The 26,798-nt window shown below is 60.2% G+C and carries 28 protein-coding genes, 3 tRNA genes and 1 riboswitch; of the genes, 16 read left to right on the top strand and 15 right to left on the bottom strand.

Annotated features, from left to right (window positions below; genetic code table 11):
* The 4 genes from B5F22_RS12315 to B5F22_RS08575 all read left to right on the top strand — a co-directional run.
* Positions 1-943 (top strand): hypothetical protein (locus tag B5F22_RS12315; protein WP_158096666.1); only part of this gene is annotated, 943 nt, incomplete at its 5' end.
* Positions 944-1,204: 261 nt separating this feature from the next.
* A complete protein-coding gene (locus B5F22_RS08585) occupies positions 1,205-2,062 on the top strand; it encodes a PRD domain-containing protein (protein WP_087232159.1) in 858 nt (285 codons plus the stop codon).
* Positions 2,063-2,097: 35 nt separating this feature from the next.
* On the top strand, positions 2,098-3,981 hold the full coding sequence (locus B5F22_RS08580) for a beta-glucoside-specific PTS transporter subunit IIABC (RefSeq protein ID WP_087392243.1): 1,884 nt from the start codon (positions 2,098-2,100) through the stop codon (positions 3,979-3,981).
* Between the two features lie 14 nt (positions 3,982-3,995).
* Positions 3,996-5,417 (top strand): 6-phospho-beta-glucosidase, encoded by a 1,422-nt coding sequence (locus tag B5F22_RS08575; RefSeq protein ID WP_087392242.1) that lies wholly within the window; start codon positions 3,996-3,998, stop codon positions 5,415-5,417.
* A 277-nt stretch (positions 5,418-5,694) separates the two neighbouring features.
* Here the strand turns inward: B5F22_RS08575 and B5F22_RS08570 are convergent, their stop codons facing one another.
* Positions 5,695-6,906, bottom strand: coding sequence for a U32 family peptidase (locus B5F22_RS08570; protein ID WP_087392241.1), 1,212 nt, complete (start codon positions 6,904-6,906; stop codon positions 5,695-5,697).
* The gene (mltG, locus tag B5F22_RS08565) at positions 6,903-8,018 is read right to left on the bottom strand and encodes an endolytic transglycosylase MltG (protein WP_087392240.1); all 1,116 of its coding nucleotides are present in this window, start codon (positions 8,016-8,018) and stop codon (positions 6,903-6,905) included. Before mltG ends, B5F22_RS08570 begins: the two co-directional genes overlap by 4 nt.
* A gap of 190 nt (positions 8,019-8,208) precedes the next feature.
* On the opposite strand from mltG, the gene B5F22_RS12480 reads away from it, so the two are divergent.
* On the top strand, positions 8,209-8,376 hold the full coding sequence (locus B5F22_RS12480; RefSeq protein WP_164488793.1) for a hypothetical protein: 168 nt from the start codon (positions 8,209-8,211) through the stop codon (positions 8,374-8,376).
* Positions 8,377-8,431: 55 nt separating this feature from the next.
* On the opposite strand, the gene B5F22_RS08560 is transcribed toward B5F22_RS12480, so the two are convergent.
* Genes B5F22_RS08560 through B5F22_RS08550 form a run of 3 tightly spaced genes read right to left on the bottom strand, consistent with a single transcriptional unit; the run spans position 8,432 to position 10,189 of the window.
* Positions 8,432-8,959, bottom strand: coding sequence for a 5-formyltetrahydrofolate cyclo-ligase (locus tag B5F22_RS08560; RefSeq protein WP_087392239.1), 528 nt, complete (start codon positions 8,957-8,959; stop codon positions 8,432-8,434).
* Positions 8,956-9,513: a DJ-1 family glyoxalase III gene (locus B5F22_RS08555; protein ID WP_087392238.1), complete on the bottom strand. Its 558-nt coding sequence runs from the start codon at positions 9,511-9,513 to the stop codon at positions 8,956-8,958. Before B5F22_RS08555 ends, B5F22_RS08560 begins: the two co-directional genes overlap by 4 nt.
* A 13-nt stretch (positions 9,514-9,526) precedes the next feature.
* The gene (locus B5F22_RS08550) at positions 9,527-10,189 is read right to left on the bottom strand and encodes a thymidylate kinase (protein ID WP_087392237.1); all 663 of its coding nucleotides are present in this window, start codon (positions 10,187-10,189) and stop codon (positions 9,527-9,529) included.
* Positions 10,190-10,666: 477 nt separating this feature from the next.
* On the opposite strand from B5F22_RS08550, the gene B5F22_RS08545 reads away from it, so the two are divergent.
* From B5F22_RS08545 to B5F22_RS08535, 3 genes are all read left to right on the top strand, one after another.
* Complete coding sequence (locus B5F22_RS08545) at positions 10,667-11,659, top strand: ABC transporter substrate-binding protein (RefSeq protein ID WP_087392236.1); 993 nt, start codon at positions 10,667-10,669, stop codon at positions 11,657-11,659.
* 70 nt (positions 11,660-11,729) lie between these two features.
* Positions 11,730-12,683 carry an ABC transporter permease gene (locus tag B5F22_RS08540; RefSeq protein ID WP_087392235.1) on the top strand — a complete coding sequence of 318 codons (954 nt, stop codon included), beginning with the start codon at positions 11,730-11,732 and terminating at the stop codon, positions 12,681-12,683.
* Positions 12,676-13,470, top strand: coding sequence for an ABC transporter ATP-binding protein (locus B5F22_RS08535; protein WP_087392234.1), 795 nt, complete (start codon positions 12,676-12,678; stop codon positions 13,468-13,470). The genes B5F22_RS08540 and B5F22_RS08535 overlap by 8 nt, the downstream gene beginning before the upstream one ends.
* Before the next feature lie 742 nt (positions 13,471-14,212).
* Here the strand turns inward: B5F22_RS08535 and B5F22_RS08530 are convergent.
* The 5 genes from B5F22_RS08530 to B5F22_RS08510 all read right to left on the bottom strand — a co-directional run bounded on the left by B5F22_RS08530 (position 14,213) and on the right by B5F22_RS08510 (position 16,834).
* Positions 14,213-14,297: transfer RNA gene (locus B5F22_RS08530), tRNA-Tyr, on the bottom strand.
* A gap of 19 nt (positions 14,298-14,316) precedes the next feature.
* Positions 14,317-14,392: transfer RNA gene (locus B5F22_RS08525), tRNA-Thr, on the bottom strand.
* A gap of 132 nt (positions 14,393-14,524) precedes the next feature.
* Positions 14,525-15,148, bottom strand: coding sequence for a hypothetical protein (locus B5F22_RS08520; protein ID WP_087232126.1), 624 nt, complete (start codon positions 15,146-15,148; stop codon positions 14,525-14,527).
* A gap of 107 nt (positions 15,149-15,255) precedes the next feature.
* Positions 15,256-15,828: an STAS domain-containing protein gene (locus B5F22_RS08515; protein ID WP_158096665.1), complete on the bottom strand. Its 573-nt coding sequence runs from the start codon at positions 15,826-15,828 to the stop codon at positions 15,256-15,258.
* A 61-nt stretch (positions 15,829-15,889) separates the two neighbouring features.
* Positions 15,890-16,834 (bottom strand): SH3 domain-containing protein, encoded by a 945-nt coding sequence (locus tag B5F22_RS08510; RefSeq protein ID WP_158096664.1) that lies wholly within the window; start codon positions 16,832-16,834, stop codon positions 15,890-15,892.
* A gap of 170 nt (positions 16,835-17,004) precedes the next feature.
* On the opposite strand from B5F22_RS08510, the gene B5F22_RS08505 reads away from it, so the two are divergent.
* Positions 17,005-17,091, top strand: a tRNA-Leu gene (locus B5F22_RS08505).
* Between the two features lie 130 nt (positions 17,092-17,221).
* The gene (locus B5F22_RS08500) at positions 17,222-17,608 is read left to right on the top strand and encodes a four helix bundle protein (protein WP_242955087.1); all 387 of its coding nucleotides are present in this window, start codon (positions 17,222-17,224) and stop codon (positions 17,606-17,608) included.
* A gap of 116 nt (positions 17,609-17,724) precedes the next feature.
* Here B5F22_RS08500 and B5F22_RS08495 read toward each other — a convergent pair whose 3' ends face one another.
* The 5 genes from B5F22_RS08495 to B5F22_RS08475 form a co-directional block, all read right to left on the bottom strand.
* Entirely contained in the window at positions 17,725-18,432 is a 708-nt protein-coding gene (locus B5F22_RS08495; RefSeq protein WP_087392231.1) for a hypothetical protein, read from the bottom strand.
* 82 nt (positions 18,433-18,514) lie between these two features.
* Entirely contained in the window at positions 18,515-19,207 is a 693-nt protein-coding gene (locus tag B5F22_RS08490) for a hypothetical protein (RefSeq protein ID WP_087392230.1), read from the bottom strand.
* A complete protein-coding gene (locus B5F22_RS08485) occupies positions 19,204-19,839 on the bottom strand; it encodes an ATP-binding cassette domain-containing protein (protein WP_087392229.1) in 636 nt (211 codons plus the stop codon). The genes B5F22_RS08490 and B5F22_RS08485 overlap by 4 nt, the downstream gene beginning before the upstream one ends.
* Before the next feature lie 5 nt (positions 19,840-19,844).
* Entirely contained in the window at positions 19,845-20,648 is an 804-nt protein-coding gene (locus tag B5F22_RS08480) for a hypothetical protein (RefSeq protein ID WP_143482219.1), read from the bottom strand.
* A complete protein-coding gene (locus B5F22_RS08475) occupies positions 20,645-21,478 on the bottom strand; it encodes a hypothetical protein (RefSeq protein WP_087392227.1) in 834 nt (277 codons plus the stop codon). The genes B5F22_RS08480 and B5F22_RS08475 overlap by 4 nt, the downstream gene beginning before the upstream one ends.
* A 191-nt stretch (positions 21,479-21,669) precedes the next feature.
* On the opposite strand from B5F22_RS08475, the gene B5F22_RS08470 reads away from it, so the two are divergent.
* From B5F22_RS08470 to B5F22_RS08445, 6 genes are all read left to right on the top strand, one after another.
* A complete protein-coding gene (locus B5F22_RS08470; protein WP_087392226.1) occupies positions 21,670-22,368 on the top strand; it encodes a LytTR family DNA-binding domain-containing protein in 699 nt (232 codons plus the stop codon).
* 2 nt (positions 22,369-22,370) lie between these two features.
* A complete protein-coding gene (locus B5F22_RS08465; RefSeq protein ID WP_087392225.1) occupies positions 22,371-23,717 on the top strand; it encodes a GHKL domain-containing protein in 1,347 nt (448 codons plus the stop codon).
* Between the two features lie 26 nt (positions 23,718-23,743).
* A riboswitch (TPP riboswitch) is annotated at positions 23,744-23,850 on the top strand.
* A gap of 53 nt (positions 23,851-23,903) precedes the next feature.
* Entirely contained in the window at positions 23,904-24,206 is a 303-nt protein-coding gene (locus B5F22_RS08460; RefSeq protein ID WP_087369412.1) for a thiamine-binding protein, read from the top strand.
* Positions 24,172-24,960, top strand: a complete 789-nt coding sequence (locus B5F22_RS08455; RefSeq protein ID WP_087392224.1) for an ABC transporter permease — start codon at positions 24,172-24,174, stop codon at positions 24,958-24,960. Before B5F22_RS08460 ends, B5F22_RS08455 begins: the two co-directional genes overlap by 35 nt.
* Positions 24,960-25,988: an ABC transporter substrate-binding protein gene (locus B5F22_RS08450; RefSeq protein WP_204210563.1), complete on the top strand. Its 1,029-nt coding sequence runs from the start codon at positions 24,960-24,962 to the stop codon at positions 25,986-25,988. The genes B5F22_RS08455 and B5F22_RS08450 overlap by 1 nt, the downstream gene beginning before the upstream one ends.
* A complete protein-coding gene (locus B5F22_RS08445) occupies positions 25,985-26,731 on the top strand; it encodes an ABC transporter ATP-binding protein (RefSeq protein WP_343223937.1) in 747 nt (248 codons plus the stop codon). Before B5F22_RS08450 ends, B5F22_RS08445 begins: the two co-directional genes overlap by 4 nt.
* Positions 26,732-26,798: the final 67 nt, after the last annotated feature.

The raw sequence follows: 26,798 nt of genomic DNA, 5'->3' as shown, positions 1-26,798 counted from the left end.
CTCCCCCACCGCCACCCCGGAGCCTCAGGTGACGGTCACCCTGCCCGACGACACCCAGCTGCCCGTCTCCAACCAGCTGCCCGAGGGCGTCAGCGTCCCGGCGGGATTTGAGCAGTCCCAGCTGGAGGTGGACGGCCAGACCCTTCCCACCGCCGTGCACCAGGACGGCGGACTGGTGGCTGTGTATCTGGCTGGCGACGAGGGCCATCCCGCAGGCTTCTACTTCTACAACGAGAAGACCCGGGAGGTCCAGGCCATGACCCCGGTGGCCATGTCCACGGGCAAGCTGACCCTGGTGGACCTGCCCCAGGAGCTGGTGGTTCCCGAAGGCTATACCTCCACCCTGATGGAGCTGGGGGGCCAGCAGCACACCCTGCTGGTGCCCGACGACACCGAGGAGCCCAACCACTACATTGTCTATGCCATGGACGAGGAGGGCAAGCTGGGGCTGTACCTGTACGACGTGGAGCAGGAGACCTTCCAGCGCTACCAGTTCACCCAGCTGGGGGACGCCCCCCTGGTGCTGGCTGAGGTGGCAGAGGAGCCCCAGAGCGAGGGCTTTGTGTTCACCCTCTTTGGCCGGGAGATCCGCACAGGCTGGAGCAACCGCGCCGTGTCCTACCTGATGGTGGGCCTGGCTGCCCTGGCGGTGGTGCTGTTGGTGGCGGTGATCGTGCTGGTGGTGTGCCTGGTGAAGGCACGCAAGGCCCTGCATCTGGCCTGGATGCGCCAGGAGGAGGAGCGGCAGCGCCGCATCATCCAGGGCACTTGCCTGAGCGTGGATGAGATTCTGGCCGAACACACCAGCCGAAATGCACCCATGCTGGAGGACCGGGACAGCCGGACCTTGCCCTCCCAGACCCAGCAGCCCACCCCGGAGACCATCGAGGTGTCCTGGCAGGAGGCGGAGCCGTCCCAGGAGGACCGGAACCACTACAACTAAATCCAGCCCTGCAACGCCCCACGGCCCGCCGTGGGGCGTTTTTCGGGAGGAGCCCCCGAATTCGACTAAATTACCAAAAAATCGCATGTACTTTTGTATGGAATTGGAATGGACAAGGGGGAGGAAAAGGGCTATACTGTCTCCAGCAACTGAATATTCGGATTGTAACTGGTAAGGCAGGCAAGACCACGTAGAACTCGATTGCAACGGGTTTTATTTGTGGTGCCTGTTTTTTTCTTTGCCTGAAAGGGGGGATGAACCGTGGGAACCTATGTGGTACGTCGCATACTCAACAACAACGCCTTTGTGTCGGTGGATGCCAATGGCCAGGAAATTGTGGTCATGGGAAAGGGAATTGTATTTCAAAAGAGCGGAGGAGATCGGATTCCTTGCAGCAGAGCGGAGCAGGTGTTCCAGCTGTCTCAGGAAAACACCAGCCGCTTTCAGGAGCTGATTGCCCGTATCCCCATGAACTACATGGTCCTCAGCGAGAAAATCATCTCTATGGCTGAGAAAAACATGAACAAGACATTGGATGAGAGCATTCACATCACCATTACCGACCATATCTACTCTGCCGTACAGCGCTACCAGCGGGGGCTGGTGCTGCGCAACTCCATGCGCTGGGAGATCCAGCGCTACTATCCCCAAGAGTACGCTGTGGGGCTGGAGGCGGCCCGGATGGTGCGCCAGGCCCTGGAAGTGCCCTTTGCCGAGGATGAGGCGGCCTTTATGGCGCTGCACTTTGTCAACGCAGGTACGGGCATGGAAATTGGGCAGATGTATGAGGTGACAGAGCTGATTTCCGGCGTGTGCACCATCGTACACCAGGAGTTTGGGATGGAGTTTGACACCCAGGCCCTGGCCTACCATCGCTTTATCACCCATGTCAGGTTCTTTGCCCAGCGTCTGCTGCTGGGCACCTATTACCAGGAGGATGACGGAGATCTGTTGGATATGATCTGCGTCAAGTACCCCCAGGCCTATGCCTGTACCCAAAAGATTGCAGCCTACATTTTGCAGCTGCGGGGGCAGAATCTGGGCCGGGAGGAGGAGCTGTACCTCACGGTGCACATTGCCAGAGTGGCAAAGCACGGTCTTTTGAAGGACGAGAATTAAGATTAGAAGATTCAGTTGAAAAGAGGGATTAAACCATGGATTGGAAGAAGACTGCGGAACAAATTGTGGCCCATGTGGGCGGCAAAGAGAATATTTTAGGGGCGACCTACTGCACCACCCGGCTGCGTCTGGCCCTGGCCGACGAGTCCCTGGCCAACGATGCGGCGGTATCTGAGGTCCCCGGCGTCATCAGCGTGGTCCACGCCAGCGGCCAGTATCAGATCATCATCGGCAACCGGGTGCCCAAGGTTTACGAGGCCTTGCAGGAGATGGGGGTGCTGGAGAACAAGGGCCAGCCCGTCCAGGAGGAAGAGGAGAAAAAGAAAAAGCCCATCCCCGCCCGGATGATGGACGCCCTGCTGGGCTCCATGACCCCCGTCATTCCCGCCATCATCGGCTGCGCCATGATGAAGGTGCTGCTGGTGCTGCTGCCCATGCTGGGGATTCTGGCTGAGGAGAGCTCCACCTATCAGGTGCTCAACGTCATCGGCGACGGCTCCTTCTACTTCCTGCCCATCCTGGTGGCCGCTTCCGCCGCCCGGTACTTCAACACCAACATCTATCTGAGCATCACCATTGCGGGTATTTTGGTGCACCCCACCCTCCAGGCCATGTTTACTGCCGGAGACCCCATCTCCCTGTTCGGGGTGCCTGTGACTGCGGCCAACTACCCCTACTCCATTTTGCCCGCCATCATCATGGCCTGGGTGCTGTCCAAGGTGGAGAAGCTGGTGGACCGCATCACCCCCGCCATCACCAAGACCTTCCTCAACCCCATGCTCATCGTGCTCATCTGCGCCCCCATTGCCCTGTGGGCGGTGGGCCCTGCCGGAGCCATTGCCGGTGAGGCCATTTCCGGCGGTCTGGAGTGGATTCAGACCAATCTGGGCTGGCTGGCCGTGGGCATCATCGGCGGTATTTACCCCGTGCTGGTGCTCTTTGGCATGCACCACGTGCTCACCCCCATCGCCATCGCCTCCATCAGCTCTCTGGGCTTTGACAGCCTGGTGATGGTGGCCCAGCTGGGCGCCAACCTGGCCCAGGGCGGCGCCTCCATGGCTGTGGCCCTGCGCTCCAAGAACAAGAACATGCGCCAGACCGCCGCCGCCGCTGGCTTCTCCGCTTTGGTGGCTGGTATCACCGAGCCCGCCATGTACGGCGTCACCCTGCGCCTCAAGCGCCCCTTCATCGCCGTGCTCATCGCCTCCTTCGCCTCCGGCTGCTTTGCCGGTCTGATGCAGCTCAAGAGCTTTTCCACCGCCTGCCCCGGTCTGGTGACCACCATTCAGTACCTGGAGGCGGGACGGCCCAGCTCCATCCTATACATCGGCCTGACCTGCCTGATCGCCGTGGTGGTGTCCTTTGTCCTCACCTTTATCCTGGGCTTCCGTGACCCCCAGGGCAGCGGAGAGGCGGCTACCACCACCAAGAATACCGCCCCCAAGGGCACCCAGGTGCAGGCCCCTCAGCGCCTGGTGGTGAACAGCCCCATGACCGGCAAGCTGATGCCTCTCAGCCAGGTGTCCGATGAGACCTTTGCCTCCGGCGTGCTGGGCACCGGTGCGGCTATCATTCCCACCGATGGCCGAGTGTACGCCCCCTTTGACGGGGTGGTGGAGACCCTGATGGATTCCAGCCATGCGGTGGGCCTGCGCAGCGACGACGGCCTGGAGGTGCTGGTCCATGTGGGCCGGGACACGGTGGCCCTGAACGGCAAGTATTTTACTCCCCATGTGAAGGTGGGAGACGTGGTGCGAAAGGGCCAGCTGCTCCTCACCTGTGATTTGAACGGGCTTCGGGCAGAGGGCTATGATGTGACCACCCCGGTCATCGTCACCAACTCCGAGGAATACCTGGAAGTGGTGCCCACCAAGGAGATCAACATTGAGCACGGCGCACGCCTGCTCACCGTACTGTAAAAGGAGGAACCACCATGAACCGGAGCTTCCCGGATGGCTTTTTGTGGGGCGGCGCCACCGCCGCCAACCAGTATGAAGGTGGATGGAACGAAGGGGGCCGCGGCCCCTCCATTGACGACGTGTTCACCGGGGGCTCGGTGAACACCCCCCGCCGCATCACCATTCCCGCCCAGCCTGACGCCTTCTATCCCAATCACGAGGCCACCGACTTCTACCACCACTGGAAAGAGGACATCGCCCTGTTTGCTGAGATGGGCTTCAAGGTCTACCGCATGTCCATCTCCTGGTCCCGCATCTTCCCCCGGGGGGATGAGGAGCAGCCCAACGAGGAGGGGCTGGCCTTTTACGACCAGGTGTTTGACGAGCTGGCCAAGTACGGCATTGAGCCTCTGGTCACCCTGTCCCACTATGAAAATCCCCTGTACCTGACCACTCAATATGGGGGGTGGAAGAACCGCAAGCTGGTGGACTTCTTTGTTCACTACGCCAAGACGGTGATGGAGCGGTACAAGGGCAAGGTGCGCCGCTGGCTGACCTTCAACGAGATCAACATGCTGTCTGTGCCCTTTGGCACCTTCATCGCCGGAGGTATGCTCCCGGAGACCACCACCGAGCAAGACCGCTGGCAGGCCATGCACCACCAGCTGGTGGCCTCCGCTCAGGCGGTGCGCCTGGGCCACCAGATCGACCCGGACAACCGGCTGGGCTGTATGATCGCCTACATGTGCGTCTACCCCCGTACCTGCGCCCCGGAGGATCAGCTCACCCAGCTGTCCATGGACCGCCTGCACAACCTGTTGGCGGGAGATGTGCACGTGCGGGGAGCCTATCCCAGCTATGCCCGCCGCCTGCTGGCGGAGAAGGGGGTCACTTTGGACATCACCCCCCAGGACGAGGTGGACCTGCGGGAGGGCACCGTGGACTTCTACACCTTCAGCTACTACGACTCCCGGTGTGTGGGCACCAAGCAGGAGGGAGACCCCTCCACGGGCAACGGCGCTCTGGGCGGCATTCGAAACCCCTATTTGCCGGTCACCGAGTGGGGCTGGCAGATCGATCCCCAGGGTCTGCGCTGGGTGCTCAACCACCTGTATGACCGCTATCAGATTCCCCTGATGGTGGTGGAGAATGGCCTGGGGGCCATGGACACCATGGGGGCGGATGGCACCATCCACGACCCCTACCGCATCGACTACCTGCGGGCCCACATCCAGGCCATGGCCGAGGCGGTGGCCGACGGGGTAGACCTCCAGGGTTACACCCCCTGGGGCTGTATCGACCTGGTGTCTGCCAGTACCGGAGAGATGCGCAAGCGCTACGGCATGATTTACGTGGACAAGCACGACGACGGCAGCGGCGACCTGTCCCGCCACCGCAAGGACTCGTTCTACTGGTATCAGAAGGTGATTGCCACCAACGGCCAGGACCTGACCTAACAGAAAATCCCCGGTGGGATGCATGAGCATCCAACCGGGGATTTTAGATTATCCAAAAGGCAAAAGTTCGTGGGGGGCTTAGGGTAAATAGGCCCTCGGCAGAGTTTTCCCATCCGCAGATGGGAAAATAAATTGAAATCCGTTTTTCCCGGGGACATGCGCATCGGGAAAAACACATCTCAGCCCGCCAGTGTGGAATTGGGTCGCCCTTTGACCCAATTATGCATGCAGCGGGCTGCATCCCCTCAAAAAAATGCTTGCATTTTTTTGATTACTTTTAGGAGTTGGGGCGGCAGGCCCGCACCACCGACAGAGGCGGCACCGGGCGAGGGAGCTTCATGTGAAACACCATCTGCGGGTGCCGGGGCTGGGCCAGGGTGAAGCCCTCCCCGTCGGTCATGAGGGGGGCGGTGAGGGGGAAGGCGGGCACATCGGGGCCCACCACCTCAATCTGGTCCCCGGCGGTGAACTTGTTGCGCAGGGAGAGGGTGGCGTTGCCGTCCTCGTCGCAGTCGGTGACGATGGCCAGCACCTGCCAGTCCCGGATGTACCGGGCGGAGTCGGTGTACTGCCCCGGCTGGCCGTAGTAGAAGCCGGTGGAGTAGTGGCGGTGGCTGACCTTGTCCACCTCCGCCCGCCAGATGGGCTCCAGGGGCTTGCCCTCCACCGCGGCGTCAATGGCGTGGCGGTAGGCGGCGGTGGTCATGGCGGCATAGTAGGCGCTCTTGGCCCGGCCCTCGATTTTCAGAGAGTCCAGACCCGCCTGAAGCAGCTCGGGCACGTGGTCGATCATGCACATGTCCCGGCTGTTCATGATGAAGGTCTCGCCGTTTTCCTCGAACACGGGGAAGTACTCCCCGGGCCGCTTCTCCTCCATGAGGGCGTACTGGTAGCGGCAGGGCTGGGCGCAGGCGCCCCGGGCGGCATCCCGCCCGGTCATATAGTTGGACAGCAGGCAGCGGCCGGAGTAGCTGACGCACATGGCGCCGTGGACAAAGGCTTCCACTTCCAAATCACGGGGGGCCTTGGCGCAGATCTCCGCCGCCTCGTCCAGGGACAGCTCCCGGGCCAGGATGACCCGCTTGGCGCCCAGGTCGTGCCACACCCGGGCCATCTCATAGTTGGTGATGCCCGTCTGGGTGGACATGTGCACCTCCACATGGGGGGCGTAGCGGTGGGCCAGGCTCAGCACGTCCACGCCTGCACTGATGACGGCGTCCACACCGATGGACTCCAGAAATTCCAGGTACTCGGGCAGACAGGCGATCTCATCGTTGCGGGCCAGGGTGTTGCAGGTCACGTGGACCCGCACCCCCTTGTCGTGGGCCAGCTGCACGGCCTGGGTCATCTCGTCCCGGTCGAAGTTGCCGGCAAAGGCCCGCATACCGAAGGCGTTGCCCGCCAGATACACGGCGTCAGCCCCGTAGGCCAGGGACATGGTCAGACGTTCCATGTCCCCGGCGGGGGATAATAACTCTATGTTCTTCATTCTTCCACTCCGTACTTCTCCACCAGGGCCTGGTGCTGGGCGTAGGTCTTGGTGAACTCGTGCTTCTTGGTCTCGGGGTTGAGCACATAGTAGTAGTAGCTGGTGTTCTCCGGGTTGAGAGCCGCATACAGGGCGGTCATACCGGGGTTGGAGATGGGTCCGGCGGGCAGGCCCTGGTACAGGTAGGTGTTGTAGGGGGAGTCAATGGCCTTGTCTGCCTCAGTGGGCACCTTGCCGCCGTTGAGATACACCAGGGTGGCGTCGATTTGCAGGTAGCCCTGGGTCTCGGCATTGGTGTTCTCCAGACGGTTGTAGATGACCGAGGAGATCTTGGCGTAGTCCTCGCCGTCGGTCTCCTTTTCAATCATGGAGGCGATGGTGACAATGTCGTGGAGGGAGTACTTGCTCTCCTCGTTGAACTGGTCCATATAGTCCTCCATCTTGGACTCGAAGTTCACCAGCATCTTGTTGATGACGTACTTGGGGTCCTCACCCAGATAGAAGGTGTAGGTGTCGGGGAAGAGGTAGCCCTCCAGACGGTGGTAGTCGCCCAGGGGCAGGTCCTTGAGCCAGCTGAAGTTGTAGTCCCAGTTGGCGGACATATCCTGGAGCTGCTCCACCGTGGTGACCCCCTTCTCCTCCAGCAGCTGGAAGATCTGGTCGATGGTATAGCCCTCCTGGATGGTGATGTCAATGGTCTGACGGGTGGAAGAGGACGAGCTCATGTTGGTCACCAGGGCCCGGTAGTCCATATCGGTGTTCAGTTCATAGGTGCCCGGGGTGATCTTGTCGCTGGCGTTGGAGAACAGGCCATAGAGGTGGAAGAGGAACTTGTACTCAATGAGGCCGTTGTCCTTGAGGGAATCCACCACATCGCTGAACTTCTCGTCGTTTTCCACCTTGACGATGGCGGAGGTGTACTCCTTGTTCAGGGCCAGCAGGTCGTTGGCCCAGATCCAGCCCACGGTGGCCAGCACGGCGGACAGACCCACCACGAACAGCACATACAGCAGGGCGCTGGCCGCCTTGGTGCGGTGGGGTTTCTTCCGGTTGCGGGAGACCCGTGGCCGTCGCTGGGGCTCCTGGGGGGCGTGGGAACGTTGTTCTGACATGTCTTGTTTCACTCCTCATCAGGATAGGTTGTCTGAAAAATTTCTTCTAAGGTCGGGGAACCAATCTCGCCGTGACCACATAGTATAACGCAGAAACGGGGACGGGCGCCGACTCCGGCGCCGCAGGCCATGTGGTGTGCGGCGTCCGAGCCGGTACCTGTACCGGAAATTTGATGTGAGGTGACTTGTTATGTGTTGTGGTAACAATGGTTTCGGTGGCGGCTGCTGGTGGATCATCATCCTGGTACTCATTCTCTGCTGCTGCTGCGGTGGCGGTAACATGGGCGGCAACGGCTGTGGCTGCGGCAATGGCTGTGGCAACAACTGCGGCTGCGGCTGCAACGACGGCTGCTGCTAAAAAGCGCACGTATCCGTTGGGCGGAGAGGGGACCCCTCTCCGCCCTTGGCGTTTGTCAGGCATCGGTGAGTACCAGCTGCACCGGCACGTCGTACTCGGCGTGGGGCAGCTGCTCCTGGAATCGGTCGGCGGGACACACGGACACGGTGAACCCGGTATAGCCCTTCAGCCACCGGTCGTAGTAGCCGCCGCCCTGGCCCAGGCGGTATCCCGCCCGGTCACACATCATGTTGGGCACCAGCACCACGTCCACGTCCTTCTGGGGGACGATGGGGCACACCCCGTCCGGCTCCGGAATGCCGTAGTGGTTGGGGATGAGCTGGTCCTGGCTGGTGATGATACGGGCCTCCATTTTCCGCTGGGGCAGACACACCGGAAGGGCCACCCGCTTGCCCATGGCCAGAAGCTGGTCAATGAGGGCGGTGGTGTCCGGCTCCCGACCCACGCCGTAGAAGACCATCACGGTGTGGGCCGCTTCCACCTGGGGCAGAGCCAGAAACTGCTCCAACAGGTGGGGGACATTGGCACGGGGAAGGGCTGCGGCCTGCCGGCGCAGCCGCTCCTTGAGCTCCTGGGGGGTCATGCCATGTAGTGAATGGCGTTCTGGACCTGGCGGGCCACGTCAGCCCCAGAAAGAGCGGTGAGTAGCGCCAGACCGAAGTCGAAGCTGGACCCGGCGGCCCGTCCGGTGATGAGGTGTCCCTCCACCACGAAAGGCTGGTCCATGCAGGGCTCCACGCCCGCCTTCACCAGGTCCCCCTCCATGCCGGGGTAGCACACGGCGCGGGCTCCGGCGGGGATGAGCCCGGCCCGAGCCAGCAGGGTGGGGGCGGCGCAGATGGCGGTGAGCCACACCTGGGAGTCGGCGGCGGCCTGGCGGATGAGGGCCATGGCGGCCTCGCTGTGCTCCAGGGCGTCCACACCACCCAGACCGCCGGGGAGCATCACCATGTCGCCGGGAGCCAGGGTCACCTCGGCCAGGGCCACGTCGGTGGTGACGGTGACACCCTGGGCGCTTTGGACGGTGGGGCCAGTGACACCCACCAGGGACACGGGCACATTGCCCCGGCGCAGCACGTCGGCGGGGGCCAAGGCCTCGGCGGTTTCAAAACCAGTGGCTAACAGAATGTAAACCATGATATCGTCCTCCTTATTCCAAAATCAGTTGCATAATTTCCTCATGAATGTCCTCTACGCCGCGCAGCTGGCCCTGGTCGTTGACACAGGGGATGCGCCTCCAGCCGTAGAGCTGGGCGGCCTGGGCGGCGGCCTGGGCGCAGGCGGTGAGGTAGTTGTTGTCCTCCTCGTGGATGTCCGCCTGGGTGTGGGTCACCGCCTCCCGGCGGCGGAGGTTGGCCACCGCCAGATGGGTGGGCATATCCAGCCAGATCACCTGGTCGGGGCTGGGCAGTCCCATGCGCTGGTACTCCAAATCAAAGAGCCAGTGGAAAAACGCCTCCCGCTGGTCCTCCGGCAGTTTGGAGGCCTGATGCACGGCGTTGGAGGTGGTGTAACGGTCCATCACCATCAATCCTCCGGCCTCGTAATAGGCCCCCCACTCCTGCTTGTACCCGGCGTACCGGTCCACAGCAAAGAAGGTGGAGGCGGCATAGGCGTTGACATCGTCGGGGTGGGAGCCGAAGGCGCCCCCCAGATACATCCGCACCAGGGCCGAGGATTCCTCCCGGTAGCGGGGATAGACGGTGGTACGGAATTCCCGCCCCGCCTCATTCAGTGCCTGACAGCACAGTTGAAATTGGGTGGACTTTCCCGAGCCGTCCGTTCCCTCAAACACGATCAGTTTTCCAGCCATGGGGCTGACCTCCTTGGGCATACCTATTTATATCTCGAACATGCCAGCATGTTCTCGAGGGGGATGCAGCCCGCTGCATGCACAATTGGGTCAAAGGGCGACCCAATTCCACACTGGCGGGCTCCAGATGTGTATTTTCCCATGCGCATGTCCTGGGAAAATACGAGATTTCAATTCATTTTCCCATCTGCGGATGGGAAAACTCTGCCGAGGGCTGCTGGATGATGCGAGATGATGGGGGTTCTTTACCATGAAGTTTTTTGGCAATCTACCATTGAACAGTATACCATACTCCCAGGGGAAAGTCCATGCCCGGCCAAGTTGTTTCCCTTTCGTTCACAAATGTGTAAATCCCCCTTGACATCAATGCATTAAAGCATTATACTGTTTGCAACGAGCCGGGAGGCTCTTTGTTCAGACTCAGACACTTTGATGGCTAAAAGCGTTGAAGTGCCCATTTGGATAGGAGGAAGGAACATGAAACACAGTTGGAGAGCAGGCGCAGCGCTGTTGGCGCTGACTATGGCAGCGGGACTGGCAGGCTGCGGCGGCCAGACTTCCCAGAATACCCAGTCCGGCGGGGACAAGGACAGCTATACCATCGGTATTGTGCAGCTGACCCCCCACGAGGCGCTGGACCAGGCCACCCAGGGGTTCCAGGACGCGTTAAAGGAGGCGTTTGGGGATAAGGTGACCTTTGATCTGGAGTACGCCGCCAACGACCCCGCCACCTGTGCCACCATCGCCAACACCTTTGTCTCCAGCGGGGTGGACCTCATCATGGCCAACGCCTCCTCTGCCTTGCAGGCGGCGGCCTCTGCCACCGGGGATATCCCGGTGCTGGGCACCTCAGTGACCGAGTACGGCGTGGCGTTGAAAATTGACGACTTCTCCGGCACCGTGGGCACCAACGTCTCCGGTACCTCCGACCTGGCCCCCCTGGACCAGCAGGCGGCCATGATTCAGGAGTGGTGTCCCGAGGCCAAGACCGTGGGTCTGCTCTATTGCTCCGGTGAGCCCAACAGCCAGTACCAGGTGGACACCGTCCAGGAGCATCTGGAGGAGCTGGGCTACACCTGCACCCAGTACGCCTTCTCCGACTCCAACGACATGGCGGCGGTGACTCAGACGGCGGCGGACAACAGCGACGTCATCTACGTGCCCACCGACAACACCGTGGCTTCCAACGCCTCCATCGTGGATAACATCTGCCGCCCCGCCAAGATTCCCGTGTTCACCGGAGAGCAGGGCATTTGCAAGGGCTGCGGCGTGGCCACTCTGTCCATCAGCTACTATGACCTGGGCGTCACCACCGGCGAGATGGCGGTGAAGGTGCTCCGTGGGGAGGCGGACATCTCCCAGATGCCCATTGAGTACGCCCCCCAGTTCACCAAGATGTACAACCAGGCCATCTGCGACGACCTGGGCCTGACACCCCCGGAGGGCTACACCGCCCTGGACGCAGAATAAGGGAACACATCAGCAAGAGAGCGGGGGAACCCCTCGCTCTCTTGTGTCTTGATTGCAAGGAGGAACAACCATGCTGGATTTTTTAAACGCCCTGCCTGGGGCCATCTCCCAGGGCCTGATCTGGGGCATTATGGCCATTGGCGTCTACCTCACCTATAAGATTCTGGACATCGCCGACTTGACCGTGGACGGCTCCTTCTGCACCGGAGGTGCGGTGTTCGTGGTGCTCTTCTCCCAGGGAATCAACCTGTGGGTGGCGCTGCTGGCGGCCACGGTGTCGGGCATGGCCGCGGGGCTGGTCACCGGACTGCTCCACACCGTGTGCGGCATCCCCGCCATTCTGGCCGGCATTCTGACCCAGCTGGGTCTGTGGTCGGTGAACCTGGCCATCATGTCCATGAAGGCCAATGTGGCCTTGAACATCATCAACCCCGACGTGCTCAACAAGCTGCTGGTGTCCCTGCGCTTTGTTCAGGACGTGGGGAAGGGCACCCGCCCCTTCTACCAGCACCCCATCTTTGTGGTGGGCGTGGTCACTCTGGTCATCATCGCGATTTTGTACTGGTTCTTCGGCACCGAGCTGGGCTGCTCCATCCGTGCCACCGGCGCCAACCAGGCCATGGCCCGGGCCCAGGGCATCAACACCCGGCGCAACCAGGTGCTGGGCCTGATGATCTCCAACGGCCTGGTGGCTCTGTCCGGGGCCCTGCTGAGCCAGTACCAGGGCTTTGCCGACGCCAACATGGGCCGGGGCGCCATCGTCATCGGCCTGGCCGCCGTCATCATCGGCGAGGTGATCTTCTCCAAGCTCTTCCGCAACTTCGGGTTGAAGCTGCTGGCGGTGTCCATCGGCGCCATCATCTACTACATGGTCATCCAGCTGGTGCTGTCTCTGAACCTCATGGACTCCAACTACCTCAAGCTGCTGTCTGCGGTGGTGGTGGCCGTGTTCCTGTCGGTGCCCTATTGGAAGGGCAAGTACTTTGCCAAGCCTGTGAAGCGGGGAGGTGTGAACCGTGCTTAAGATTGAGAATATCTACAAGACCTTCAACGCCGGGACGGTGAACGAGAAGACCGCCCTCAACGGCGTGTCCCTCCACTTGAAGGAAGGGGACTTTGTCACCGTCATCGGCGGCAACGGGGCTGGCAAATCCACCCTCCTCAACGCCGTGGCCGGGGTGTGGCCGGTGGACGAGGGCACCATCACCATCAGCGGGGTGGACGTGACCCGTCTGCCCGAGCACAAGCGGGCCCGCTACATTGGCCGGGTGTTCCAGGACCCCATGATGGGCACCGCCGCCACCATGCAGATTGAGGAAAATCTGGCTCTGGCCGCCCGCCGGGGCAAGCGCCGCTTTCTGGGTGCCGGTATCACCAAGGCGGAGCGGGAGGAGTACCGGGAGATGCTCAAGCTGCTGGACCTGGGACTGGAGGACCGCATGACCTCCAAGGTGGGGCTGCTCTCCGGTGGCCAGCGCCAGGCCCTGACCCTGTTGATGGCCAGCCTGGTGAAACCCAAGCTGCTGCTCTTGGACGAGCACACCGCAGCTCTGGACCCCAAGACGGCGGCCAAGGTGCTCGCTGCCACCGAGACCATCGTGCAGCGGGACCACCTCACCACCCTGATGATTACCCACAACATGCGAGACGCCATTGCCCACGGCAACCGACTCATCATGATGTACGAGGGCCGGGTGGCTCTGGATATCTCCGGGGAGGAGAAGAAAAAGCTCACCGTGGAGGACCTGCTGGCCAAGTTCGGCCAGGCCACCGGGTCCGACGAGGCGGACGACAAGCTGCTGCTGGGATAACAAAAAGGCCGCCTGTGGAGGTTCCACAGGCGGTATTCTTGTAATGAAGAATGAAAAAATGAAGAATGTGCCTGCGGCACGGATTTTGGTTAGAGTGGGGCCCTGGCAGAAACCGGACGTAGGGGCGGATCATCCGCCCGGGTGGGTGCGCTGCCCTGGGTTCGGGCGGATGATATCCGCCCCTACGAGGCGCAACACCGGAAGGCTGGCAAGTGTGCAGACGAGCGAACTGGAAAAATGGCTCCCTCCGGGAGGGAGCTGGCTGCCCCTAAGGGCAGTCTGAGGGAGCAAGCGGGCGGAAAGGTTACGCAATTGCCAGAGCATAGACCTCCACCTGCCTTCACGGCCACCCTGCACGGTTCCGCCCATTGTGCCAATGCCCTCGGGTACCTGCTACAGGCTCCCTCCCTGAGGGAGGCGTTGGGCTGGGGAATTCTTCAGGTCTCCGCCTCGTTTGAAATCCGTGCCGGAGGCACACCATACTTATTACCTATTCACTATTACTTCTTACCTTCCAAAAATCGACCCATCGGTTTTAGGGAAGAGTGAAGAGGGAAGAGGGAAGAAGTAAAAATCGACAAGCCCCTAACGGTGCTTGTCGATTTTTGGTGGAGGAGGATGGATTCGCTTTTCTGCGGAAAAGCCACGCCGGTTGCAGAGTGCCACTGGCACTCTGCTAAGAGCCGGCTTTCGAACCCACCCTCAGATGAAAAAAAGCAACCTCATTTGAGGTTGCCTTTTTTGGTGGAGGAGGATGGATTCGAACCATCGAAGTCGAAGACAACAGATTTACAGTCTGCCCCCTTTGGCCACTTGGGTACTCCTCCATATGAAATTGTAGAAACGTGGAGCTGGTGGACGGATTCGAACCCCCGACCTGCTGATTACAAATCAGCTGCTCTACCAGCTGAGCTACACCAGCGTGTGTGGCACATCACGTTTGCAGCGAAGGTTATTATAGCAGGGGTCCCCCCTATTGTCAACATGTTTTCTCAAAAAAATCAAAGTTTTTTTCAGCAGCCCCGGAACCCCCGGTCCCGGGGCTGTGATCGCCTCATTTCTCGCAGGCTCCAATGAGCTCCTTGGCGTAAGGCAGGGTGAGAATCACGTCACATAGGGTGTGCCACTCGTCCAGCTTGTGATTGCGCCGGGCATAATAGATGTTGGCCAGCACCTCATAGTTGAGGGTGACGGTGCGCATCTGGTTGTAGCTGGAGGGGAGCAGCTGGATGAGGTCATACCAGTGGGTCTTGTCCTTGGTCTCCAGATAGCGGTTGCGCACCTGCTCTAAGTAGGCGATGGTGCCGTCGAAGTGGGCCAGGGTTTCAGGGGTCATGTGGTCACAGCTGAAGTCGCTGCGCTCAAAGGCCTTGGCGTGGATTTTGTGCATGGTAGAGGTGGAGTTGGCCACGGTGCCCACCTTGTAGGTGTCAAACTCCTTCCACCAGTACATGGGGGCGGTGATGTCCATGGACACCATAATCTGACGGATGAACTTCCGGTGGTCGGTGCCGGCCGAGCACAGGCGCTGGGCCAGGCCAAGGTCGTTTTCACCCAGAATGTAGTTGCCCTGCTCGTCGTAGTGGCTGTCGCTGCGGGCCCAGCTGTTCAGGGGATTGCGGGCGCCCCGCATGGCGTTTTCCAGATTCATCACACTGATATGGTCAACGGTAAGCATGAAAGAAATACCTCCTGTTAGGTATGAATTTTCTCCAGTATACCAGAACTGGGGCAAAACTGCAAGAAAGATTCCCGCCCACCGGAGGGTGGGCGGGAAAAAGAAACTTAGACGGTCTGGGATTCCTGGGCGATGTCGGACAGAGCGTCCATGGCGCTCCAGTAGAAGGCGGACTCGCCCACCAGCTGGGTGACGCCGCCCCGGTCCATGGCGGTGCGGAAGGCGGGGCTGGCTCCGGTAAAGAAGACCCGGGTGCCGTGGGCCTGCTGGGCTTGGATGAACCGGGAGAAGGTCTGGATGCCTGTGGCGTCCACGGTGGACACGCCTCGCACCGAGAGAATCACCGAGGTGGTGTCCTCGGGCAGCTGGGCCAGGGACCGCTCCAGATACCCGGCAGAGCCGAAGAAGATGGCCCCGGAGATGTACACCACCCGCACCGAGGAGTGGCGGGGGTGATAGGACAGGTTGATGCGCTGGAGCCGCTGGGGGTCCACCTCGCTGATGGTCACCTCCACATGCTGCACGCACTTGACGGTGAAGATCACGCAGCACAGGGCCATACCCGCCACAATGGCAATGGACAGGTCAAAGAGCACGGTGCAGGCCAGGGTGACAAAGAAGGCCAGGGTGGCGCCCTTGAGCTTGTGGGAGAAGAGGTAGCGGATGGAAAAGAATTGCAAGATGGAAACATAACACCACCGCAAGCTCCCTTGCAGTGGTGTTATGTACAAAAAGCTGAATTTAGTTGGCGTTGATGTAGTCGCCCATGATGTAGCCGATCTTGGTGCTGGAATAGCGGATCTCATACCAGTTGTCCCCGGCGTAGGAGACCACGGTGATGGAGTCGCCGTTTTTCAGGCTGGCCAGCACGTCATAGCTGGTGCCGGGGCCGGAGCGCACCCGCAGGCCGTTGGCGGCGTTCATGATGGTGCCCTTGGAGCCGTTGGGGATGTCACCGGACTCAGGAGTGGGTTCGGGCGTGGGCTCGGCCGTGGGGGCGGGGGTGACGGGAGCCGTGGACTGGCAGTACACGGTGCAGGTCACGGTCTGGCCGCCTGCGGTGGCGGTAATCACGGCCCGGCGCTGGGTACCGGAAGCATTGACGTTGGTGACCACGCCGTCCTCGTCTACGGTGGCGCAGGTCTCATCGGAAGAGGACCAGGAGACGGTGCCCTCCCAATCGGCGGGGTCGAAGGTGACGGTGAGGGTGTGGGTCTGCTGGGGCTGGAGGGTGAAGTCGGTGGTGTCCAGGGTCATGCCAGCCAGGCCTTCAGGGGACAGGGTGGCGGTGGGGGACACGGATACCGACGCGGAGGGGTTGGCATCGGGGTTGGTCACATCCCGCAGATGGGGGTAGACCACGGTGAACACCATCACCAGAGCGGCGGCGATGATGACCAGAGAGCACAGGAAGGTGATCAGTCGGGGCCAGTTGATGGGCGGGGGCGGAGTGGGAGCCTGACCGCCGGCTCCGGGCAGACGCTTGCCGCCCTTTCCGGCGGGCTGGGCGTCGGGGCGATCAAACACATCCTGTCCGTCAAATTCATAGCCGCTCTCGTCGGCCATGGCGGGCTGGCTGGTGGGGGTTTGAGCGCCGCCGCAGAAGGGACAGAACTTATATGTGGCACTGTAATCCTCGCCGCAGGATGCACAGTGCACCACGTTGGAATCTTTTTTACGAACCATGGTGTCATACCTCCGTTGACCATAGATACACATATAGTACACGTTTTGCACCATTTCGTCAATCCCTGAAACCGTAGATTCCAGTCTGGCAGCGGAGAGGGAAGAGGGAAAATAACAAAATTTTCTCTTGCGAAATGGGAAATAATATAGTATAATACCATTCGCACCATGCCGGTGTGATGGAATTGGTAGACGTAGTGGACTCAAAATCCACCGGTGGCGACACCGTGCCGGTTCGAGTCCGGCCACCGGCACCAAAAATCGACAAGCACCGTCAGGGGCTTGTCGATTTTTACTTATTCGCTATTCACTTTTCACTCTTCACTAAACTGGATGGGTCGATTTTTGGAAGTGAATAAGTAATAGTGAATAGTGAAGAAGTAAGGTGTGCCGCAAGGCGGCACGGATTTTATTTTTGGGGAGAAGATTATGCCCAGTCCCCTTCAAGATAAATCCAAGGCATTTGCGTTGGAAATCATCAAAGTGTGCAATGAGATTAAACACTCCAAACGGGAAAGCGTCTTGACCAATCAACTCATTCGCTCGGGAACCAGCATCGGTGCCAACATCCGGGAAGCCATGTATGCCCATGGAAAGGCTGATTTTATTGCAAAATTGCAAATCGCACTGAAAGAACGTTCGGAAAGCGAATACTGGCTGGAGCTGCTCATTGAAAGTGGCTACTATGATGATCCTACCATTTTGAAACAATGTACCGAGGTCAAGCGATTGCTCATTGCTTCCATCAACACAGCGAAAAAGAATCAGGTATAAGGGTATCTATATTGTTGTGATATTTAAAAAATCCCGAATGCAAGCGCATTCGGGATTTTTGTTTTATGCTTTTTGGTTTGGTTGCCCTCGAATGCCACTGCATTCGGGGCTTTTTCTCACTCGTTTACAGAAAATTGAGCAATCACCTGGTGCTTGGCTTCCATGAGGGTGTCCGTGCCCTGCTGGGTCTGGGTGCAAAATTCGTGCCAGCGTGCTTCCTTGTACAACATCGTGTCCCCCTGGCCTTCCTCCACCTCTGCGTTCCAATCGGTACAGCAGAGAATGGGGGTAAGGGTGAGATCGTCCCGGAGCTGGTAGACAGGCTGTTCGTAGATGGGCTGGAACTCATCCGCTGGCCCCTGGAGAAACACCAAGTATTCCCAGTTATTTTGGGGCAGATTGACATAGCCGGTCTGTAGATGGCCCGATGTGGGGGACTCAGGAAGTTTCCACTGGGAGCTGGTGAGCCAAATGAGATCACCATTCTGTAGTCCTTCCCCGGCATACACATCCACCACATAAAAGCGCTGTACCATGGCCCCGTCATGGGACATGGAAGAGGAGGTGGCTTCCACACGGGCGATGATGGGGGAGTCGGGCAACTGCTCCACCATCTCTTGGGCGGCGGTGGAACAGGCTTCATCCGGGAGGAGAGGGACGGACAAGGGGGTCAAGTCCTCCAGTTCCAGAGCGGTTGGCCCATCCTGGGCATCAGCGGTGGGGGCGGATTGCTGGTGGATGGCCCAGAATACCCCCGCACCTATCAGGGCCAGAAAGGCCAGCAGGGTAACCAGATGTAAGAAACTCTGTTTCCTCTTTTTCATGACGATTCCTCCAATCTTTTGTTATTTCGGGGGGGGGACAGAAGTGGTTTGAGTTTGGGTTATGACCCGTGTTTTGTGGCTCTTATGCACCTCTGGGGTACTGCTCCAGAAGGGAGTGCTTGAGCTCCAGCATCCTCTCCAGCCCCTCTTGGGTCGTGGAGAAAAATTCGTTGCCGGACACCTGGGAATAGGGGACATAGGTGCCAAAGCCATCACAGGGCACCACCTCCATGGTGCCAAAATCCTCATAGCAGAAGAAGGGGGTGGGGGTGACCCGGGCGAAATTCGGCATCAGATAGGTGGGGATGGTGGGGAAGCCGTCTACGATTTCTGCCTGACCGGAGAGAAAGACCAGGTACTCCCGCCCCGGTTGTGGGGCGTTGGTATAGCCGTACTCCAGGGAACTGGGGTTGCTGTTGGGGAGGATGCTCCAGCCATGTTCCTTCCCAATATAGATGGTATCGCCCGGGGTCAGGCCCTCCCCCTTGAATACTTGGAGCACCTGGAACTTCTGCCGAGCGGCGCGACACAGAGGCTCCAGCTCCTCGGTGGGCGTGACCCGGGCGATGATGGGGGATTTGGGCAGCTCCTGGGCTGCATACTGGCACGCATCTGTACACATCTCTCCGGAGAGTTCCGCCACCATAAAGTCCTGGGTGTAGTTGGGCTGGGCGGTGAGGTCGGTGTAGGTGGAGCGGTACTTGACCCCGAACAGGCCGAAGCCCACCACCACCAGGCAAATGAGAATGGGGGGAATCCATCGCAGTGGTTTCATGACAATTCCTCCAATCTTCCCTGTTCCATGCGGAACAGATGGTCGGACAGGATGCGGATATCCTCTTGGTTGTGGCTGGCCAGCAGGACGATGGCCCCCCGGGCCTTTTCCACCAGGATCAAGTCCCGGATCTTTCGCACGCCGTCGTCATCCAGGCCGTTGGTGGGCTCGTCCAACATGAGCACATCCGGCTTTTCCATGATGGCCTGGGCGATGGCCAGCCGCTGCTTCATGCCCAGGGAGTACTTGCGGTAGGTGCGCTTGTCGTCAGGGTCCAGGCCCACCCGTTCGATGGCGGTTCGGATGTCTGACTCCCCCGCCCGGCGGGTCAAGCCTGCCAGATAGCGCAGATTTTCCGCCCCGGTGAGGTTGGGGTACATCCCCACATGCTCCAGCACGATGCCCAGGCTGGGCAGAACGGCGAAGTCCTGGCCCAGCACCTGACCGTCCAGGGTGACGGTGCCCCGGGTCAGCTTCATCAGCCCTGACAGGGCCCGGAACAGCATGGTCTTGCCGCTGCCGTTGCGGCCCACAAAGCCGTAGATGGTGCCCCCCTCCAGGGTGAGGTCCACATCCTGGAGGATGGGGGCCCCGTGAATGGTCTTATATACATGTTCTGCGGTGAGTTTCATATCCGTTACCCTCCATCCATTTCTGTTTTGAGTAAGTCGTGGCGGCGGATCAACCAGCCGCCCACCGCTGCCACCACCACGGCGGCCAGGAGCAAAAAGGTCAGGGAGTCCCCCACAGACAGGGTATAGCTGGACGAGGGGAATATGCTTCTGTGCCAGCTGAGGACCAGGCAGCTGACGGGATTGATGCGCAGGAACTGCTGGGCCAGTTCGGGCTGCTCGATGAGGGGGACCAGGGCGATGAGTGCACCGATGCACGCCACCTGGACCCCGGCCAGGGCGGCAAAGGCGGCAGAGCTGCCCACATAGATGGCCAACAGATTGACGCCCAAGGTGAAGGTGAAGGTCCACAGACTCCAGAGGGTCAGGTGGATGAGCAGGACCGGAAGCCCCTGGGAGACATCGGTGATGGTCCAGCGCACCGCAGCCAGCCCCACCGCTGTGGCCAGCACCAGAGCCTGGTAGAGCAGGGTTTGCAGGGCCAGGATGCCGCACTCCTTCCCATACCATTTCAGGCGGTTGGGCATGCGGGAAAAGACGTAGACGCTGGCGGTGCAGGTGTGGCGGTAGAGGGAGATGCCCGCCAGAGCCTGGAAGATCAGCGAGGGGAGCAGTCGAAGGGTGAGGTCCAGCAGTGCATGGAGGTTGATATCCAAGGAGAAGTCTCCCCGGGCTCCGCTGAGCTGACACACCAGGGAGGACAGAGAGGTGACACCTCCATAGGGGTTGACGTAGGACCAGGACAGCCACAGCCCAAAAAAGAGAGCGGCGGGGAACATCCAGGCGTTTTGCTTCAGCCGCATCCTCATGACAACCAGTCCTTTCGGGAAGCGCACAGGGTACCCAGGATGACGAAGGCCAGCAGGGCCAAAATGACCACCCCAAAGACCAGGTCATTGCGGGGCTCCCCGTGGAAGAGGGTGACGTAGTGGGCCCAATATACATCAAAGAATTGAGACAGGTATGCCGACAGCTCGAGGAGGAGAAAGGCGGGGAGGAGGAGCACCACCCGGAATTTCACCCGCACCAGGGCGGAGAGGGTGGTGGTGGCAGCGGCCAGCAGCCCCATGACTATGCCGAAGTGGAGAATCCCCACCACGGTGTAGAGGTAGGGGGAAATGCGGTAAATGGGATAGAAGAGAAAGTTTTTGGTGGTTTCGATATACTCCGAGCCGTACAGATTCCCGTTTCCAAAGTCTCCGGCACCCTTGAGGGGGAAGGAGATGCAGTTCAAGGCCAGTTCAATGAAAAAGGGGACGGAAAACACCAGGGTGGTCACCACGAATACGGCGGTGATCTTGGAAAACAGATAGGTGCGGGCGCCCAGCCGGGCCACCATGGCCACCGACTCCCCGGTGTGCTGCTCCTTGGACAGGGAGAGGGCGGCGGGGATGCAGATGAGCAGAGGGACCAGCTGTACCAGCATCATGATGGTGTCTGCCATGTAGTAGCTTCTGTTGTGGCTGAGGCTGAGCATTTTGGCGGGATGATACATGAGCAGTGCGTCGGTGCCCTGGAACTCCAGCACGTTCTCCACGAAGTTGTTCAGGGCCAGGGCCAGCAGCAACAGGAAGGCCAGCAGGGCGCCCCACTGGCTCAGGAGCAGCTTGATCTGGGTGCGGGTGGCTTTGCAGTACATACTCGATTCCCTCCTTTGGATTCCTGTGGGGATTTGGTGTATTCACTGTACCATGGAATTCCAAGGCAAAAAAGCCCTTTTGTCCAAGTGCAAGAAAATCCCGTCAAAGTGCGGACGGGGGGCGGTTGACGGCCCAGCAAGGGGAATGCTAAGATATTTTTGAACAGAAAACCAGGGGGTGAGAAGTGGCGATGAATGTGCTGATTTGCGATGATGAGCCCGTATTTTTGGAGCAGGTGCGGGAGCATGTCCAGGCGTACCTGGCCCAACGGGGCATTGTCGCCCACCTGGACACCGCCACCGACCCCCGGCAGGTGATGGACAGCCAGACGGCCTATACCCTGGCCTTTCTGGACATTCAGATGGAGGGGGTGGACGGCATTACCTTGGCCCATGAGCTGAAACGCCGCAACGGCAAGGTGGCCCTGTTCTTTGTCACCGCCTACCGGGAGTACCAGGACGACGCCATGGACCTCCACGCCTTCCGCTACCTGGAAAAGCCCTTTGACCCGAAGCGGCTGTATGCGGGGCTGGACAAGGCCATGGAGTACATTGACGGGGTCTATGTGGATGTATTCGTGTACAATCAGCAGGCCCAGGTGCGGGTGCTGGCGGATGATGTACTGTATGTCACCCGGGAGAACCGCCGGGTGGTGGTGGTAACCGAGACCCAGCGGTATGTCACTGGGGATCGGTTGGAGGTGTGGGAGGAGAAGCTGCCCAACCTGTTTTTCTATCCCGTCCACAAGTCCTTTCTGGTCAACCTCCACCATGTGACCAAATATGCCTATTCCGAGCTGTATCTGGTGACCGGAGAGCGTATCCCCATTGCGCCCCGGCGACAGGCGGCCTTTCACAAATACTGGTTTGACTATTTGAGGAGGCGATAGGAATGATTGAACTGTTTGGAGAGTGGAACTTCGCCACCTCTCCGGTGGTGGCCTTGCTGGAATTGGTGATTATGTATCTGTTCTTTTCTCGGCTGGCAAAGCCGCGGATACCCGAATGGGAGTTGCTGTTGCTGGGCCTTACGGTCTTGGTGGTACAACCCATGCTGGTGGCGGAACTGTCCCATATGGGGCTGTCTGTATGGAAAGCTTCTGGTGTGGGCACCTTTTTTGTCGTCTGTTTTGCCATGGGCTGGCTGGCCTTCCGAATTTCACCCTGGAGGGTGGTGGGATACGCAGGGGTCCTCTCCATCCTGCGTGTGCTGGCGGCGGTGATTGCCCGTGAATTTGTGTTCAAGCAGCATGGAGATTTTTTTGAGGCGTTGGATATGACACAAGCGGCGCTCTCCTGTCTGCTCTTTGAACTGGGAGCCCTGGTGATTGCCAATCTGGTGGCAGGCGATAAGGGGCGGCCCAAGCTTCCGGTGCCTGTGTATCTGTGTCCTGCCGCTGTGCTGGCGGGGGTGATATGGCTGGCCAAAGGCATAGCCCAGGAGCCGGTGACCATGTCCGGGCGCACGATGATGCTGATGGTCAGCATGGCCCTGTGCGTGGCCACAGTAGTGGTGGTGTTGGTGTACCAGCTGGGGTGGGAGCGGAAACGGATTGCCTTGGCCCAGCGCCAAAAGGAAGAACAGCTCCAGATGGAGCAGTCCTATTATGAGATTTTGGAGCGGCAGAATCAGCAGCTGAGAAGCTATGCCCACGACGCCAAAAATCACCTGGAGGCCATCCGAAACCTGAACCAGGACCCCAAAGTGGAGCAATACATCGCCCAGATGGAGCAGCAGCTCCAGGCATACACCCGCCGCTGTCACAGCGGCAACCGGGCCCTGGACGTGATGGTGGACAAGTACGTCACCGCTTGTGAGCTGAAGAACATCGCCTTCACCTATGATGTGCAGCTGTGCAACCTGGAGGGCGTGGAGGATTTCGACCTGGTGGCCATTCTGGGCAACCTCCTGGACAACGCCCTCACCGCCGCCCGGGACTCCCAGGAAAAGTGGGTGGAGCTGGCCACCGCCCTGCGCAACGGCTACCAGGTGGTGGTGGTGGAAAACAGCTGTGATCGGCCCCCCATTGTGGGAGAAGAAGGGCTGCGCTCCACCAAGGCGGGGGGAGAGGGCCACGGTTTTGGGCTGAAAAGTGTGGCCAAGGCCCTGAAAAAGTATGAAGGGGACTTCCAGTGGGACTATGATCCGGAGAAGCGGCGGTTTACCATGACGGTGATGATTGGGCAGAGGGTATCGGTCCGAGAATCACGGAGGATGGCACAGGACACAAAGTGTTGACAACCGCCGAAAAAAGGACTAAACTGGCATGTTGACAGGGGAGCTCCAGGGAAGGAGCTGAGAGGCAGGTATATCCTGCGACCCTTAACCTGATCTGGGTAATGCCAGCGTAGGGAGCATCCGTGTTTTGTCATGCCCCGCCGGTATTGCCGGCGGGGTATTTTTTATGGATATGGAGGAAGTGCTATGAAAGCAAGTGTTGCCATTCAGAGTCTGCCCCAGGCGGACAACGACCAGGAACTGGTGCGCATGGTGGACGAGGTCATCGACTACATCCGCTCCACCGGCCTGAACTACTATGTGGGCCCCTTTGAGACCACCATCGAGGGGGATAACTACGACCAGCTCATGGATATTGTCAAGGAGTGCCAGCACGTGGCCGTCCGGGCGGGGGCCCCCAAGGTGTCCGCCTACATCAAGGTGGTCTACGAGCCGGAAGGGGAGATTCTCACCATTGATCAGAAAGTTACCAAACACCACCAGGGCTAAACTGCCCGGGATTGCCGGGGTGGCGGTGCTGCTGGTGGTGTGGCAGCTGGTGTGTGTGTCCGGGCTGGTGCCCAGCTACATGCTGCCCTCCCCGGTGCAGGTGGTCACCGCCTTTGTCACCGACGCCCCATCCTTGTGGGAAAACCTGCTCATCACCTTGCAGGAGGCCGCCTTGGGCCTGTGCATCGGGGTGGCGGTGGGCTTTGTGTTCGCCGTGGCCATGGATGCCTTTGAACTGCTGTACAAGATTTTCTACCCCATTCTGGTTATCACCCAGACCATCCCCACCGTGGCCATTGCGCCCCTGCTGGTGTTGTGGTTTGGCTACGAGATGACTCCTAAGGTTATTTTGGTGGTGCTGGTCACCTTTTTCCCGGTGACGGTGGGGCTGCTGGACGGCTTCCGGGGGGTGGACCCCGACGCCGTGGGGCTGCTGCGCTCCATGGGAGCGGGGCGGTGGCAGATTTTCCGCTACTTGAAATGCCCTTGGGCTCTGCCCCAGTTCTTTTCCGGGCTGCGCATCGCCGCCGCCTACTCCATCGTGGGCGCCGTCATCAGCGAGTGGCTGGGCGGCTTCGGCGGCCTGGGCGTGTACATGACCCGGGTGAAAAAGGCCTTTGCCTTTGACAAGATGTTTGCTGTGATCTTTTTGATTTCCGCCCTGTCCCTGGCCCTCATGGCCCTGGTGGGGTGGCTGGAGCGGCGGTGTATGCCCTACCGCTCCGTGGATGAGGAGAAGAGGAGGAACAAATGATGAAGAAATGGACGTATCGTCTGCTGGCCGGGGCGCTGACCCTGGGTCTGGCGGCGTCTCTCACTGCCTGCGGGCAGAAGACCGAGAACAACACCCAGGACGGAGAGAAGGACCTGGAGAAGATCACCTTCGTGCTGGACTGGACCCCCAACACCAACCACACCGGCATCTATGTGGCCATGGCCAACGGCTATTTTGAGGATGTCGGCCTGGAGGTGGAGGTGGTGCAGCCCCCCGAGGACGGCGCGGAGGTGCTGGTGGCCTCGGGCAAGGCCCAGTTCGGCGTGTCCTTCCAGGACTACATCGCCCCCGGCCTCATTGGGGACGACCCCCTGCCCATCACCGCTGTGGCTGCCATCATCCAGCACAACACCTCCGGCATCATCTCCCGGGCTGGAGAGGGTATGGACACCCCCAAGGGCCTGGAGGGCCACAAGTACGCCACCTGGGACCTGCCCGTGGAGAAGGCCACCATCCAGCAGGTGATGGAGGCCGACGGCGGCGACTTCTCCAAGGTGGAGCTCATCCCCTCCACCGTCACCGACGAGGTGTCTGCCCTGGAGAGCAAGTCTGTGGACGCCATCTGGATTTACTACGGCTGGGCGGGCATCGCCTGTGAGGTGGCGGGTCTGGACACCGACTACTTCGAATTTGCCGACATTGACCCGGTGTTTGACTTCTACACCCCCGTGATCATCGGCAACAACACCTATCTCAGCGAGCACGAAGAGGAGTCTAAGGCATTTATGGCCGCTGTGACCCAGGGCTATGAGTACGCCATGGAGCACCCCGAGGAGGCCGCCCAAATTCTCATGGAGGCCGCCCCCGAGCTCAAGAGCAACGAGGAGCTGGTGGTGGCCAGCCAGAAGTACCTGGCCAAGGAGTACCAGGCGGACGCGGAGCGCTGGGGTGAGATGGACCCGGACCGCTGGAGCGGCTTCTTCACCTGGCTCAACGACAACCAGCTGCTGGAGGGCACCGTGGACCCCAACGCCGGATTCTCCAACGACTACCTGCCCCAGAAGTGACCGTGGACAAGCTGGAAGTACGCAACGTCAGCCTGGCCTTTGGAGACAACCAGGTCCTCCGTGACGTGTCCATCCACCTCAAGGAGGGGGAACTGGTGTGCCTGCTGGGGGTGAGCGGCGGCGGAAAGACCACCCTGTTTAACGTCATTTCCGGCCTGCTCCGACCCGATGAAGGGCAGGTATTTCTGGACGGGGAGGACGTGACGGGCCAGCCCGGCCGCATCAGCTACATGCTGCAAAAGGACCTGTTGCTGCCCTACCGCACCATTGAGGACAACGTGGCGTTGCCCCTAATGCTGCGGGGAATGAAAAAGAAGGAGGCCCGGGCCCAGGCCGCCGCCCTGTTTGCCCAGTTCGGGCTGGAGGGCACCGAGAAGAAGTGGCCGGGGCAGCTGTCCGGCGGCATGCGCCAGCGGGCGGCGCTGCTGCGCACCTACCTGTTCTCCCAGAACGTGGCGCTGCTGGACGAGCCCTTCTCCGCCCTGGACACCCTCACCAAGTCCTCGGTGCACGAGTGGTATTTGAAGGTGATGGAGGACATTCGCCTGTCCACCCTCTTCATCACCCACGACATTGACGAGGCCATCCTCCTCTCCGACCGCATCTATCTGCTCATGGACGGGCGCATTGGGGACGAGATCGTGGTGCAAGAGCCCCGGCCCCGCCACGTGGAGTTCAACCTCACCCCGGAATTTTTGGCGTACAAGCGGCGCATCATCGCCGCCCTCCACGCCCAGGGGTGAGAGAGTTACATTTTATACCAGAAATTTACCCCCGTACCCCCGGGAAATTGGCGAGGCCGTGCCTTGA

Origin of the sequence: Pseudoflavonifractor sp. An187 (assembly GCF_002160275.1) — a bacterium.
Taxonomy (GTDB): domain Bacteria; phylum Bacillota; class Clostridia; order Oscillospirales; family Oscillospiraceae; genus Enterenecus; species Enterenecus faecium.
The sequence above is the reverse complement of the archived record's forward strand: the minus strand, read 5'-3'. Positions and strand labels throughout refer to the sequence as shown.

Excerpts from the sequence above, each read along its gene's own strand:
- B5F22_RS08550 (WP_087392237.1), bottom strand. The coding sequence starts at position 10,189 with ATGGCTGGAAAACTGATCGTGTTTGAGGGAACGGACGGCTCGGGAAAG.
- B5F22_RS08480 (WP_143482219.1), bottom strand. The coding sequence starts at position 20,648 with ATGAGGATGCGGCTGAAGCAAAACGCCTGGATGTTCCCCGCCGCTCTC.
- B5F22_RS08450 (WP_204210563.1), top strand. The coding sequence starts at position 24,960 with ATGAAGAAATGGACGTATCGTCTGCTGGCCGGGGCGCTGACCCTGGGT.
- B5F22_RS08545 (WP_087392236.1), top strand. The coding sequence starts at position 10,667 with ATGAAACACAGTTGGAGAGCAGGCGCAGCGCTGTTGGCGCTGACTATG.
- B5F22_RS08520 (WP_087232126.1), bottom strand. The coding sequence starts at position 15,148 with ATGCTTACCGTTGACCATATCAGTGTGATGAATCTGGAAAACGCCATG.
- B5F22_RS08495 (WP_087392231.1), bottom strand. The coding sequence starts at position 18,432 with ATGAAAAAGAGGAAACAGAGTTTCTTACATCTGGTTACCCTGCTGGCC.
- B5F22_RS08555 (WP_087392238.1), bottom strand. The coding sequence starts at position 9,513 with ATGGTTTACATTCTGTTAGCCACTGGTTTTGAAACCGCCGAGGCCTTG.
- B5F22_RS08485 (WP_087392229.1), bottom strand. The coding sequence starts at position 19,839 with ATGAAACTCACCGCAGAACATGTATATAAGACCATTCACGGGGCCCCC.
- B5F22_RS08570 (WP_087392241.1), bottom strand. The coding sequence starts at position 6,906 with ATGAAGAACATAGAGTTATTATCCCCCGCCGGGGACATGGAACGTCTG.
- B5F22_RS08560 (WP_087392239.1), bottom strand. The coding sequence starts at position 8,959 with ATGACCCCCCAGGAGCTCAAGGAGCGGCTGCGCCGGCAGGCCGCAGCC.
- B5F22_RS08475 (WP_087392227.1), bottom strand. The coding sequence starts at position 21,478 with ATGTACTGCAAAGCCACCCGCACCCAGATCAAGCTGCTCCTGAGCCAG.
- B5F22_RS08490 (WP_087392230.1), bottom strand. The coding sequence starts at position 19,207 with ATGAAACCACTGCGATGGATTCCCCCCATTCTCATTTGCCTGGTGGTG.
- B5F22_RS08575 (WP_087392242.1), top strand. The coding sequence starts at position 3,996 with ATGAACCGGAGCTTCCCGGATGGCTTTTTGTGGGGCGGCGCCACCGCC.
- B5F22_RS08460 (WP_087369412.1), top strand. The coding sequence starts at position 23,904 with ATGAAAGCAAGTGTTGCCATTCAGAGTCTGCCCCAGGCGGACAACGAC.
- B5F22_RS12480 (WP_164488793.1), top strand. The coding sequence starts at position 8,209 with ATGTGTTGTGGTAACAATGGTTTCGGTGGCGGCTGCTGGTGGATCATC.
- B5F22_RS08465 (WP_087392225.1), top strand. The coding sequence starts at position 22,371 with ATGATTGAACTGTTTGGAGAGTGGAACTTCGCCACCTCTCCGGTGGTG.
- B5F22_RS08540 (WP_087392235.1), top strand. The coding sequence starts at position 11,730 with ATGCTGGATTTTTTAAACGCCCTGCCTGGGGCCATCTCCCAGGGCCTG.
- B5F22_RS08470 (WP_087392226.1), top strand. The coding sequence starts at position 21,670 with ATGAATGTGCTGATTTGCGATGATGAGCCCGTATTTTTGGAGCAGGTG.
- mltG (WP_087392240.1), bottom strand. The coding sequence starts at position 8,018 with ATGTCAGAACAACGTTCCCACGCCCCCCAGGAGCCCCAGCGACGGCCA.
- B5F22_RS08510 (WP_158096664.1), bottom strand. The coding sequence starts at position 16,834 with ATGGTTCGTAAAAAAGATTCCAACGTGGTGCACTGTGCATCCTGCGGC.
- B5F22_RS08580 (WP_087392243.1), top strand. The coding sequence starts at position 2,098 with ATGGATTGGAAGAAGACTGCGGAACAAATTGTGGCCCATGTGGGCGGC.